We start from the raw sequence: 11,677 nt of genomic DNA, 5'->3' as shown, positions 1-11,677 counted from the left end.
TTAATCAATCCTTCACAGCAACAATAATTTTACGTTCCTCAAGATCTTTTAAGATATAATTTAAAAGTTCCACTGTGGGAGCCAATTGCTTATTTTTAAAAATATTGACCTTTTGCAAGCCATTTCTATCAGTAACGACCATTGTTAAACGAGTCATTTCCTTGTTAATGGTCATTTTCAACTTTGTTGGGGCGTTATATGGTGAATCATTATAAAGTGGATGCTCATAATTAAAATTACCCTTAACAGTTTTAACAAAACCGGCATCAATCAGTGCATATAATTTCAAGTCGGGACTAAGCGTAAACTTACGTTGATCACCATTAATAATAACCATATTTGCCATAATATTACCTCACTTACTTATAATAAGCATATCTTTTTAAAAAAGCAATTTTTTTATTTGTTTTGTATTTTACCCACAATTTTAACCAACTGACTTGCAAAAGCAGAAACTTCTTTTGCTGTAGTATAACGGCCAAATGATATACGAATTGACTCAGATATTCGCGGAGAACTTTTACCAAAACAAGCCACTAAAACATGGGAAGGCTCAAGTGTTCCTGCAGTACATGCAGAACCTCCTGAAACCGCAAACCCAGCCAAATCTAAGTTTGTTTGTAGAATAGTCGTATTGACATTAGTAAAGTGCAAGTTTAGGACATGATGAGAATCAAATTTTTTAGTTCCACCATTAACTTGATACTCAATTTGAGCTTGGTCAAGTTTATTTAAAATAATTTTTTGCAACTTCTGATAATTAGCCTGGAGCTTGTTCTTATCCACGGCTGCAATTTCACTAATTGCTTCTCCAAAACCTGCAATTCCTGGAACATTCTCGGTTCCAGCCCTGCGTTTGGTTTCTTGTTCACCACCATAAATTAAAGGTGGTAATTTAATAGAATTTCTTTCATATAAAAATCCCAAAAACTTAGGACCGTTGATTTTATGAGCAGAAGTAGATAATAAGTCAATATTCATTTTAGCAACATCAAGATTAATGTTCCCTAAACCTTGTACTGCATCCACATGAAAATAGGCATTACTTTGTCTTACTATTGCACCAATTTCAGTCAAAGGATTAATTGTTCCTACTTCATTATTAACTGCCATTACAGATACCAAAATAGTTTGCGGAGTCAATGCGTTTTTTAAGTCAGCCAATGATATCCGACCATCTGCATCTACATCAAGGTAGATGACATCATAACCCTCTTTTTCCAATTGCTGCATTGGCTTTAGAACAGAGGGATGTTCAATTTTAGTTGTGATAATGCGTTTACCAATATTTTCGCGACTATGCGCTGTCCCAAAAATAGCAGTGTTATTACTCTCAGATCCACCGGAGGTGAAAACTATCTCATTTTCGCTGGCATTGATTGCTCCTGCAGCTTCTTGCCTGGCAAGATCAATGACATGACGGGCTTTACGTCCTAATTCATAAGTACTAGAAGCATTACCAAAATCATTTTTCATTTCTTCAGCTATCACTTTAATTACTTTGGCAGACATGGGTGTCGTAGCAGCATTATCCAAGTAAATTTCTGTCATTTATGAATTCATCTTCTCTATGTAAGTACAAATAATTTTAGCCGCTTTAGCACCCACTTTTTGTGCAAACTGATCAAAGTCTTCATTTGCATCTTGATTGCCATTGTCAGAAATAGCTCGCAAAGCTATTAAAGGCTTATTAAAATGATAAGCCACCTGTGCAAAAGCAGCCCCTTCCATCTCAACTCCTAAAGCTTGAGCAAAATTTTGCTTAATATCATTTTTTTGAGCTTGTGAACCAATGAATGAATCGCCTGTAACAATAAGTCCCTCTTTATATTCAATGTTCTCATGCTGCAAAAACTGCGCAAATTGTGTTCTGGCAGTCGATTTCAAAACAAAATCTGCCGGTTCACCAGGTATTTGCCCTTCAACATAATCCCCTGCTAGAGTATTATGCGCATCGTGATAAGCAAATGAACTGGCTAAAATCAAATCGCCCTTTTGAATATTTGACTGCAATGATCCTGCTGTACCAGTCATAAAAACTAAATCAATATTAACCTGGCATAGCAAACTAGCTAAATTCATAGCAGCTTGGACTTTACCAATTCCACTCAAACCAATATATAAATCATTGTGGTTAACGCAAAAATGCTCGAATGTAGTAGATCCGAACATTTCTTTGTGACCAGAGTGAAAATACTTATGATAATATTCAGCCTCAATTTCCATTGGGACAATAATTGCTATCTTCATTTTTACCCTCGTTTTTATTTATAAGTGAAATAACGCCAATAATACCAAAATAATTAAAATTGAAACGATGAGAATGGCACGATTAAGCTTACCTTTCAGTCTTAACGCTTTGTCTTGACTGGTAGTTGGTTGAGATTGTGACTTATTCTTTTCTCTTCTCGGAGACTGCCCCTGAGTCTTTTCCCTTTTATTTGAAGATTCATTTGGTTGTATAAATTCATCTTCATTACGGGTAAAATCAGGATTAACGTCAACTTCAGCATCATTATCATCAAAAGCAGATTTAATTGTATTTAAAATATTTTTGCTTTTTTTCTTTTTTAATTTTTTACGGTAATCAGATCGCTTTTCTGTCATTTTAATCCCTTGTATTAGCACTGGTAAGCAACATATTCTCCCAAACACTCATTGCATATAATGTCTTGGCATCAACAATTTTACCTTGTGCCGCAAGCTGTTTCAACTTTTCCAAACTATACCAGTGACTGGTTAAAAATTCGTCAGGATCAAGCGCCTTTTTATCAGTTAGTTTGGTTAATGTATCACAATAAAATAAGTATAGTTTCTCATTAGTAAAGCCAGGCGATGAATAGAATTCTGTTATCTTTTCCCAGTAGTCGGCATGATAACCGCCTTCTTCATTTAATTCCCTTTTCATGGCATCTAATGGACTGGCATCAGTTTCATCTATTAAACCTGCTGGAATTTCCAAAGTCAACTCTTTAATCGGCTCACGCCACTGCTCAACCAGCAACATTTCTTGCTTATCATTTACTGCAATGGCAGCCGAAGCAGGCTGATGTTTTACTACTTCTCTTGTTGCAGTTTCACCATTAGGTAATTTGATCGTTCTAACTGAAAGATCAACTATACGCCCAGTAAAAATTTGTTTTGAAGAGATTTCAGTTTCTGTTAAATCCATTATTCACTTTCCTGTTAATCAGCTAAATATACGTTCACACATTGGAGTCCATTTTTTCCTTGAGCAAGCTGATATTTAACCTTTTGTCCTACTTGTAAGCGGCGATAACCTTCTTCTTTTATTGCTGTATAAAAAACAAAATATGATTTCTGGTTTTCAATATCAGTAATAAAACCAAAACTACTGTTACGATCGAATTGCTTTACAGTTCCGTAGCGCATTATTCTTCTAAGCCTTCCTGCACAGCTTCAGGGTAATCCTCTTTGACAATTTTAGCACATCTACCGCAAAGCATTGGTACTTCACTATCAGCTCCGATATCAGTTCTAATCATGCGACAACGAGGACAAACTTCTCCTTTAGCATGCTCAACTACAAAAGCACCATTTGGTAATTTTTGAGCATTTGCCGGTGCCTCACCCTTAGCAATCGTTAATTTAGAAACAATCAAAATTTGTCTAAAGTTGGCATCAAGATTAGCTAAAACAGTTTTTATCTCATCTGTGGGATAAACTGTAACAGCTGCTTCAAAAGATTTACCAATTAATTTTTGATCACGTGCTTCTTCGAGCACCTTCAAAACATCATCACGTAAATTCATGAATTTCTGCCAATTTTCTAGAAGCTCATCATGATTATCATATCGTTCAACTTCAGGCATGTCGGCAAGCTGGACGTAATCTTCTTTTTCTTTTAAGAAGGACCAAACTTCTTCCATTGTGTGAGGCAATATTGGTGTCATGACTTTAGCAAGTTTTACCGCTGCGTCATAGATTACAGTTTGCATTGATCTTCTCGCATGACTGTTTTTGCTTTCAATGTAAAGAACATCTTTGGCAAAGTCCAGGTAAAATGCTGATAAGTCGTTTGAGATAAAGGCAAATACCTTTTTATATACATTATTAAAGTCGTAACGTTCATAACTGTCAAGGCAAGTTTTAACTAAATCGTTAAGTTTAACTTCCAGGTATTGATCAATAGAATTGAGATTTTCATAAACCACGCGGTCTTTTTGTGGATCAAAGTCTGAGGTGTTAGCCAGCATGTAACGGAAAGTATTACGAATTTTACGATAACTTTCAGAGGTTTGACGTAAAATATCTTGTGAAACGGCAACGTCAGAAGTCGTGTCAACTGAGGCAACCCATAAACGAATTATTTCCGCACCCATTTGTTTGATGACATCGTTTGGTGAAATTACATTACCTAACGATTTAGACATTTTATGTCCTTTTTCATCTAAAACAAAGCCTTGTGACAAAATGCCACGATAAGGTGCTTTACCTGTGGCAGCTACAGAGGTAATCAGACTTGAATTGAACCACCCACGGTATTGGTCACTACCTTCAAGGTAAAGATCACATGGAAATCTCAAATCTGGTCTTTTGGCCATAACAGCCTGATGGGAAGACCCTGAATCAAACCAAACGTCCAAAATATCTTTTTCTTTAGTAAACTTACCATTTGGAGAATGTTCAGAAGTGAAACCTTCGGGCAATAATTCCTTAGCAGTCTTCTTATACCAAGCATTTGAGCCCTCTTTAGCAAAAATCTGGGCAATATGCTCGATAGTTTCTGGCGTCACAATTGCAGTGCCATCTTCTGCGTAAAAGATTGGCAGTGGAACACCCCAAGCACGCTGTCTGGAAATTACCCAGTCACCACGATCTTTAATCATATTGTGTAAGCGTAATTGACCCCAAGAAGGCGTAAATTTAACCTGATCAATTTGGTCAAGAATTTGCTGACGAAACTTAGCAACAGAAGCAAACCATTGTGTGGTAGCACGGTAAATTACGGGCTTCTTGGTGCGCCAATCATGTGGGTAAGAGTGGGTAAAGAAACTTAACTTGAGTAAATTCCCTGACTTCTTTAATTTTTCGCTGACAACTTTATTCGCATCATCATAAAATAAGCCAGCTAAATCAGGATCATTAATATCTGCAGTAAAGCAGCCCTTGTCATCCATAGGACTATATACAGGTAGACCATACTTTTGAGCAACATTATAGTCGTCTTCACCAAAGCCGGAAGCTGTGTGAACTAAGCCAGTACCATCACTAGCAGTAACGTGCATCGCATTCATTAAAATGGCATCACGATCATACAAAGGATGCTTAGCAACCATACGGTCCATTTCACTACCCTTAAGATGTTGCACCACTTCATAGTCATTCCAGCCCAATTCTTCAGCAACGGCTTCTAAACGATCAGTTCCAACAACGTAACGCTTATCGTTAACCTGGACTACTGAGTAATCAAATCCTGGATTAACTGTAATCCCTTGGTTAGTAGGAATAGTCCAAGGTGTAGTTGTCCAAATCAAGAAATATGTCTTCTCAGGATTCAGAATTCCTTTACCGTCTTTTACAGGAAATGAAACATAAATTGAAGGTGATTTAATATCGTGATATTCAACTTCAGCTTCAGCTAATGTTGATTCACTTGAAGGAGACCAATAAACGGGCTTTTTACCTTTATAGATATATCCTTTTTCATACATTTTACCAAAGACGCGAATTTCTTCTGCCTCATATTCTGGCTGATAAGTAATATATGGGTGGTCCCAGTCTCCCATTACGCCTAAACGCTTAAAGTCAGTCATTTGCTTTTTAACTTCTTTACTGGCAAAATCTTGACAAAGTTGACGGTAATCCGCAAGATTCATTTTTTTGCGGTCAACGCCCTGTTTAGTCAATTGCTGTTCAATTGGCAAACCATGAGTATCCCAACCCGGAACATAAGGAGCATAATAACCGTTCATGTTTTTGAAGCGAACGATTATGTCCTTAGATACTTTATTCATCGCATGACCAATATGAATATTACCATTTGCAAAGGGAGGACCATCATGCAAGTCAAATCTTGGCTTGCCTTTGTTTAATTTTAATCTCTGTTCATATAATTTATTTTCTTCCCATTCTTTTTGCCATTGTGCTTCACGTACTGGCAAATTGCCCCGCATCTTAAATTTAGTTTTACCTAAATTAAGTGTATCTTTCACTCTCATTTTTTAATCCTTCCTATCAAAAAACCTCGTCCTAAAATTAGGGCGAGGTTAATATCGTGGTACCACCTAAATTGAGTTGCTAAACTCCACTTAATGAATTGCGTATCGTGCAACTACCGTGACAAACCATCATTAACAGCTGATCAACTTTTAAGCTCTTATATTAGACTCACACCCTCACTAATTCGCTGAATTGCTCGCAAGTTTTACTGTCAGTTTGTCATTTATGATTTTTATAGTCATCCGGAAAAATAATAGTAGTTCCGCCAGAATTATTATCGGCTGCAGTATCGTCGTCATTAACAGTTTCAATACTAGGACTGTCACCGGTCATCGGTTGAGGACTATTATTTGTTTCTTCAGAGTCTTGTTCAAAGTTTACTTCATCATCCGTATCATTGTCAACCTCAAAATCCTCATCTTCTTCATCAGTATCATCGTCATCGTCTTCATCGACATCCTCGTCCTCATCGGTGAGCATGATTGGTTCTGCACCATCTGGAGGATAAAATCGTTCCGTATCAAAATATTGATCAAGAGCTTTTTGCCACTTTTCGTCATTCAGATTCTCAATTGCTTTTTGTAAAAGTTCTTGTATATACCTGCGATAACCGGAAGTTTCCTTTTTGACCCGTTCATAATCTAACTTAATAGTTTCCAGTTGCTGACGCTGATAATCAGTATCAATTTTAGCCTGCTCAGTTGCATTATTTGCCTGAACTGTAGCGTCATTGATAATTCTTTCTGCTTTGATCTTGGCATTATTTATGGCTTCTTTAGTAGCATTTTCATTCTGCTGATACTGTGCAACTTGCTTTTGCAAATTTGAAACTCGATCTTGTAATTGTATTATTTTATTTTTATAATCAACATTTTGATCTAATACATCACCATAATCGTTAATAATTTGATCTAAAAAACTATCAACTTCATGCCTGTCATATCCACTCAATCCTCTTTTTTTAAATTCTTTATTGTGAATTTTTATCGGAGTCAGCTTCTGCGTTTCTTTCTTTTCGTCTGCCATAGCTTATATACCACCTTATAATTGCCTTTTTTTGTCGTTGAAATACTCATAATCTTACATCTGCCAAAATGTCTTAGGCTAAGAACATCATCTTCTTCAATTATTATATTAAAATCTTTAATAGTATGCCAATTTAATTTAACTAAATTATTCTTAATATTTGCTTTAATTTGGCTTCTACTCTGTTTAGCGATCGCTGCCAAAACTGCATCCAATCGCAATGAAGAAGCAATTACCGTTAAGTGTTTACTTTCATCTTCAACTGCTAATATTTTTTCACTTGAAATAGGCCTTAATTTAACTTTTGTGTGGCCTATATGAGTAATTTCATATTGGAAAAAATCAGTTAGTTCACTTTTGCCAAAAAATTGCCAGCGCCCATTCCCATCCGTAATAATATCACCAAATGTAGACGTTTCTATTCCAGCATTAGCTATACTTCCTAATACATCACTATGTGTCAAAGAAACAAATTTTTGAGGATATTCAATTTCAAAAAGAGAGATTTGATATGACAGAGGTGAAACAGTAGCCCAATCTTCTGTTATAACAACTCTCTTTTTTTCAGCGTTTGCATAGCCACCAAAGCTTTGCAGGCAAACTTCATTTCCAGCCAGCTTTTTTAAAATATCTCTTTCCCCTGGGTCTAAAAATTCAGTTAAAACTTTTTGATGTTTATAAATGACATCATTTATAAGCCCATTCATTCTATCAACTGTTTTTTGGTCAGATAAATTTCCCTTAAAGACCACATTTTTAATATAAAAACTACGTTTTGAGATATTAGATGCTTTCAAGAACTGCCCCCTAATAGTGAAGGTGAAATTACTACTCTGTCACTTCGTAAATTATTATAGCATGAACTGTGACTTTCTTTTATTTTAGGAAATAATTAAGCCAACTGATAAATAAAGAGCTAGTAACTCCGTCAAAGTTAAAACGAAATTTACCAGCTCTTTATTAAGATTGGAGGTTAAACAAATAAATGAAATAAAATATTTGCAACCCAATTTAAAACATAATCTTGGACAAAATAAAGTAAAAGCAAACCAATTAAAAATGAAATGTCTAATCCAGTGGCATTAGACAGTCTGGCAATTGGCCCCTTCCGAAAAATATTCAAATAAGGATCAATTACGCGATTAATTATGCGACCCACAGCTGAATCGCGTAAAGAGGGAACCCAACTTAAAATTGCATCAATTACCATGACTATACTATAAATCCATATTACATAGTCAATAATATTAATGCCGTAATATATGATATTTGCTGCCATTAACTTAAAGAATCTTTCTTATCAACTAGATCACTAATTTTGCCATTCGTGACAAACTTCGGCGGAGTCGCTAAAAAAATTTTATCGCCGATACGTTGAATTTCACCATTTAAAGCGTACACTGTACCAGTAATAAAATCAACGATTCTTCTGGCTGATGCATCTTCCATTCTGCTGAAGTTAATTATTACCGCTTTATTATTCAATAAATTCTGTGCAACTTCTTTAGCATCTGAATAAACACGTGGTTCATAAAGCACAATTTTGCTTTTGGCAGCATTCATACCAGATTTAATGGAAACAACTTTGTCACGGTTAACAGTACCAGCAGGAAAATTATCTTCATCACTTAACTGCTGCTCTTCTGCATAATCGTCATCTAACATTTCATCTTCATCATTTGCCACGCCGAAAAATTTGCCTATTTTACTAAAAGCCATTTCTCTTGCCTCCTATTAGTTTTCACCACGATGCCTGAAAAATGGAATATCATCAGTATCGTCATCATCAAAAGCATTAGTTTCGATTTGTGAAATGCTACTTTGATCGTCTTCATCAAATGAACTAGATCTATCATCCTGATTTGCTGTAAAAGGAGCTGACCGGCGGTTGCCCTCATCATCATTATCCAAGCCCCAAACACTTGTTGGATCAACCATTGGCTTATGTTTAGGCGCACTTTGAACTGCACCGGAGTTTTCGCTTACAGCCGAATTCTGTTCCATAGGTCTGTTAACTGAGTTAATTTTTCTTTCCGGAGAAGTATTGGCTTGACCTGGTTGAGATTTAATCTGGTGACTGTGACCCGGGAGCTGCTTTGAGGCTTCCTCCTCTGCTTGAGAGTTGATTCCTGTCGCAATAACAGTAACTACAACCTCATCTCCCAAATTAGGATTAATAGAAGTACCAAAAATTATATTAACATCGTCACCTGCAGCCTTAGAAACGATTTCTGAAGCATCCTGCGCTTCAAATAAAGTTAGATCAGGGCCACCAGTTATATTTAGCAGTACCTGTTTAGCACCATCGATCGATACTTCAAGCAAAGGGGAAGAAATTGCCAGTTTTGTAGCTTCAACAGTGCGATTTTCACCACTTGCACGGCCAATACCCATTAAAGCAGCGCCTTGATTAGCCATCACAGTTTTAACGTCAGCAAAATCCAAGTTGACATAGTCAGTTGAAGTAATTAAGTCAGAAATACCCTGAACACCTTGTTTTAAAACATTGTCAGCTTCTTTGAAGGCATCCATCATTGGTGTCTTTTTGTCAACCATTTCCAACAAACGGTTATTGGCAATAATAACAAGAGTATCAACGTACTGCTTTAACTGTGCAATACCCTCAGCGGCATTTTTTGATCTTTTTGGACCTTCAAAAGTAAAAGGACGAGTTACAACGCCAACAGTTAAAGCACCTGTTTCGCGGGCAATCTTAGCTACAATTGGTGCAGCACCAGTTCCAGTACCACCACCCATTCCAGCAGTAATGAAGATCATATCCGCGCCCTTTAAAGCATCCTCAATTGTCTGTTCACTTTCTTCTGCAGCCTTTTGGCCAACTTCAGGGTGAGAGCCTGCTCCAAGTCCTCTTGTCAACTTAGGGCCTAACTGAATTTTATTTTCTGCTTTATTACTATTTAATGCTTGTACATCAGTGTTAGCAGCAACGAAGGAAACTCCCTGAACGCCGTCATCAATCATTCGATTAACAGCATTACCACCAGCACCACCGACACCAATAACTTTGATGACAGCATTTTTATTGTCGTCTGAATCGAACGTGAAATCCATCTAATTAACCACCTTTAATCAAAGAACTTTTTGAAGAAGTTCTTAAAGCCTTTATCTTTATTTTGCATATTATTTTTTGTTTTACTATGCGGAGATTGCTCTCGCTTTAGTAACTCATGTCTATTATATTCTTCTTTTCTTTTAGTTTCATTAACAGTAACTGTTCTTTTAGAAGTTTTTGGCTTTTCTTGAGTAGACTGCTCCCCTTGACTGAGAGCACCTCTGCCATAAATAGCACTAATTACTAAGAAATCAATATCTGACATCTTATATGCATAGTTAACTACTCCGTAAGCCGCTGAGTAAATTGGATTACGCATTCCAATTTGGTCAGGCTGATAAATTCGCGCCTTGACATTCAAAGTATTAGCTATAATACTATCATAACCTTGCAAAAGACTACTTCCGCCAGTAATAATAATGCCACCTGGTAACTTCAAGGCGTCATGTTTAACCAAGCCTTTTTCAATTCTGTCAATAGTCTGGATAACCCTGGCGTTAATAATTTCACTTAAATATTTTTCGTCAACCATTTGCTGGCCATTTGAACCAACACTGTTAACGGCAAATTTATTTTTAGCAGATGCAAGGCTGGGATCAGCATAACCATAATCAAGTTTTATTTGTTCAGCATCCTTGTTAGAAGTACTTAAAACAACCGAAATATCATTACTGATATCACTGCCACCTTCAAAATCGATATTTGCATATTTAATTTGATTATTATGAATTACCGTAGCTGTAGTAACTCCGCCACCTAAGTCGAGGATAATTGAACCAAAATGGCGTTCACTTTCATTTAAAGCTACGCTGGCAATAGCAAGTGGAGTTGGAATAAAAAAATTATTGGAATAGCCAGCACGCTCAATAGCCTTTTTTATATTATGCAAAGGACTGGCCGGTGCTGTTAACATGATGCCTTGCACCGACAAAGAATGTGCAATCATTTTTCGAGGATCATCGACTTCGGTTTTACCATCAATTAGAAAACGGCTTGGCAAAAAAGAAATAGGCTCCCGTTCGTTTTTCACAGCAGACCTGATGGCAGCACGAACTACTCGCCTGACATCATGGTTACCTACTTCTTGACCATTATCGCTGACATTAACTAGATCACTTGCAGTTTCAAGTTGGAGCATACCTACAGGTATACCTGTTACTACTCGATAAATATTTGCATTTGTCTTTTTGGCTATTTCTTTTAGTGCCCTATTAATCGCAGCAGCAGTTTCATCAATATCAACTATATTACCATGTCGCATCCCTTTATTAGGAACTGCAACTGCTGCAATAACTTTACCAGAATCAGCTACAACCGCTTTCACACTTGTAGTACCAATATCTAAGCCTACTAATAAATTCGAATTGTCCAAAATTATCCCCCCGTCAGTGCTAC

Annotated in this window: 13 protein-coding genes; all 13 read right to left on the bottom strand. The window is 36.6% G+C overall.

Annotation, left to right across the window (positions count from 1 at the left end):
* Nucleotides 1–4 precede the first annotated feature (4 nt).
* Entirely contained in the window at nucleotides 5–346 is a 342-nt protein-coding gene (locus Q0R51_RS04615) for a DUF1831 domain-containing protein (protein WP_294757059.1), read from the bottom strand.
* A gap of 53 nt (nucleotides 347–399) precedes the next feature.
* A complete protein-coding gene (locus Q0R51_RS04610) occupies nucleotides 400–1,551 on the bottom strand; it encodes a cysteine desulfurase family protein (RefSeq protein WP_294757058.1) in 1,152 nt (383 codons plus the stop codon).
* On the bottom strand, nucleotides 1,552–2,250 hold the full coding sequence (locus Q0R51_RS04605) for a 5'-methylthioadenosine/adenosylhomocysteine nucleosidase (RefSeq protein WP_294757057.1): 699 nt from the start codon (nucleotides 2,248–2,250) through the stop codon (nucleotides 1,552–1,554). It lies immediately after the preceding gene.
* Between the two features lie 18 nt (nucleotides 2,251–2,268).
* Complete coding sequence (locus tag Q0R51_RS04600) at nucleotides 2,269–2,607, bottom strand: hypothetical protein (protein WP_294757056.1); 339 nt, start codon at nucleotides 2,605–2,607, stop codon at nucleotides 2,269–2,271.
* A gap of 1 nt (nucleotide 2,608) precedes the next feature.
* Complete coding sequence (locus tag Q0R51_RS04595; RefSeq protein WP_046324752.1) at nucleotides 2,609–3,172, bottom strand: NUDIX hydrolase; 564 nt, start codon at nucleotides 3,170–3,172, stop codon at nucleotides 2,609–2,611.
* Between the two features lie 14 nt (nucleotides 3,173–3,186).
* Nucleotides 3,187–3,393, bottom strand: coding sequence for a cold-shock protein (locus Q0R51_RS04590; protein ID WP_294757055.1), 207 nt, complete (start codon nucleotides 3,391–3,393; stop codon nucleotides 3,187–3,189).
* Complete coding sequence (gene ileS, locus Q0R51_RS04585; protein WP_294757054.1) at nucleotides 3,393–6,182, bottom strand: isoleucine--tRNA ligase; 2,790 nt, start codon at nucleotides 6,180–6,182, stop codon at nucleotides 3,393–3,395. Before ileS ends, Q0R51_RS04590 begins: the two co-directional genes overlap by 1 nt.
* A 220-nt stretch (nucleotides 6,183–6,402) precedes the next feature.
* Nucleotides 6,403–7,209: a DivIVA domain-containing protein gene (locus tag Q0R51_RS04580; RefSeq protein WP_294757053.1), complete on the bottom strand. Its 807-nt coding sequence runs from the start codon at nucleotides 7,207–7,209 to the stop codon at nucleotides 6,403–6,405.
* Nucleotides 7,176–8,006, bottom strand: a complete 831-nt coding sequence (locus tag Q0R51_RS04575; RefSeq protein WP_294757052.1) for an RNA-binding protein — start codon at nucleotides 8,004–8,006, stop codon at nucleotides 7,176–7,178. The genes Q0R51_RS04580 and Q0R51_RS04575 overlap by 34 nt, the downstream gene beginning before the upstream one ends.
* Before the next feature lie 176 nt (nucleotides 8,007–8,182).
* Nucleotides 8,183–8,488: a YggT family protein gene (locus tag Q0R51_RS04570; RefSeq protein WP_294757050.1), complete on the bottom strand. Its 306-nt coding sequence runs from the start codon at nucleotides 8,486–8,488 to the stop codon at nucleotides 8,183–8,185.
* A complete protein-coding gene (locus Q0R51_RS04565; RefSeq protein WP_122025985.1) occupies nucleotides 8,488–8,928 on the bottom strand; it encodes a cell division protein SepF in 441 nt (146 codons plus the stop codon). Before Q0R51_RS04565 ends, Q0R51_RS04570 begins: the two co-directional genes overlap by 1 nt.
* A 15-nt stretch (nucleotides 8,929–8,943) precedes the next feature.
* The gene (gene ftsZ, locus Q0R51_RS04560) at nucleotides 8,944–10,281 is read right to left on the bottom strand and encodes a cell division protein FtsZ (RefSeq protein WP_122025984.1); all 1,338 of its coding nucleotides are present in this window, start codon (nucleotides 10,279–10,281) and stop codon (nucleotides 8,944–8,946) included.
* Nucleotides 10,282–10,295: 14 nt separating this feature from the next.
* Nucleotides 10,296–11,654 carry a cell division protein FtsA gene (gene ftsA, locus Q0R51_RS04555; RefSeq protein ID WP_294757049.1) on the bottom strand — a complete coding sequence of 453 codons (1,359 nt, stop codon included), beginning with the start codon at nucleotides 11,652–11,654 and terminating at the stop codon, nucleotides 10,296–10,298.
* Nucleotides 11,655–11,677: the final 23 nt, after the last annotated feature.

Origin of the sequence: uncultured Lactobacillus sp. (assembly GCF_946477725.1) — a bacterium.
Taxonomy (GTDB): domain Bacteria; phylum Bacillota; class Bacilli; order Lactobacillales; family Lactobacillaceae; genus Lactobacillus.
Note: the sequence above shows the minus strand (reverse complement) of the source record. Positions and strands in the feature narration are given on the sequence as shown.

What these genes read in the sequence shown, in the direction of transcription:
- Q0R51_RS04615 (WP_294757059.1), bottom strand. Translation starts at nt 346, where the DNA reads ATGGCAAATATGGTTATTATTAATGGTGATCAACGTAAGTTTACGCTT.
- Q0R51_RS04610 (WP_294757058.1), bottom strand. Translation starts at nt 1,551, where the DNA reads ATGACAGAAATTTACTTGGATAATGCTGCTACGACACCCATGTCTGCC.
- Q0R51_RS04605 (WP_294757057.1), bottom strand. Translation starts at nt 2,250, where the DNA reads ATGAAGATAGCAATTATTGTCCCAATGGAAATTGAGGCTGAATATTAT.
- Q0R51_RS04600 (WP_294757056.1), bottom strand. Translation starts at nt 2,607, where the DNA reads ATGACAGAAAAGCGATCTGATTACCGTAAAAAATTAAAAAAGAAAAAA.
- Q0R51_RS04595 (WP_046324752.1), bottom strand. Translation starts at nt 3,172, where the DNA reads ATGGATTTAACAGAAACTGAAATCTCTTCAAAACAAATTTTTACTGGG.
- Q0R51_RS04590 (WP_294757055.1), bottom strand. Translation starts at nt 3,393, where the DNA reads ATGCGCTACGGAACTGTAAAGCAATTCGATCGTAACAGTAGTTTTGGT.
- ileS (WP_294757054.1), bottom strand. Translation starts at nt 6,182, where the DNA reads ATGAGAGTGAAAGATACACTTAATTTAGGTAAAACTAAATTTAAGATG.
- Q0R51_RS04580 (WP_294757053.1), bottom strand. Translation starts at nt 7,209, where the DNA reads ATGGCAGACGAAAAGAAAGAAACGCAGAAGCTGACTCCGATAAAAATT.
- Q0R51_RS04570 (WP_294757050.1), bottom strand. Translation starts at nt 8,488, where the DNA reads ATGGCAGCAAATATCATATATTACGGCATTAATATTATTGACTATGTA.
- Q0R51_RS04565 (WP_122025985.1), bottom strand. Translation starts at nt 8,928, where the DNA reads ATGGCTTTTAGTAAAATAGGCAAATTTTTCGGCGTGGCAAATGATGAA.
- ftsZ (WP_122025984.1), bottom strand. Translation starts at nt 10,281, where the DNA reads ATGGATTTCACGTTCGATTCAGACGACAATAAAAATGCTGTCATCAAA.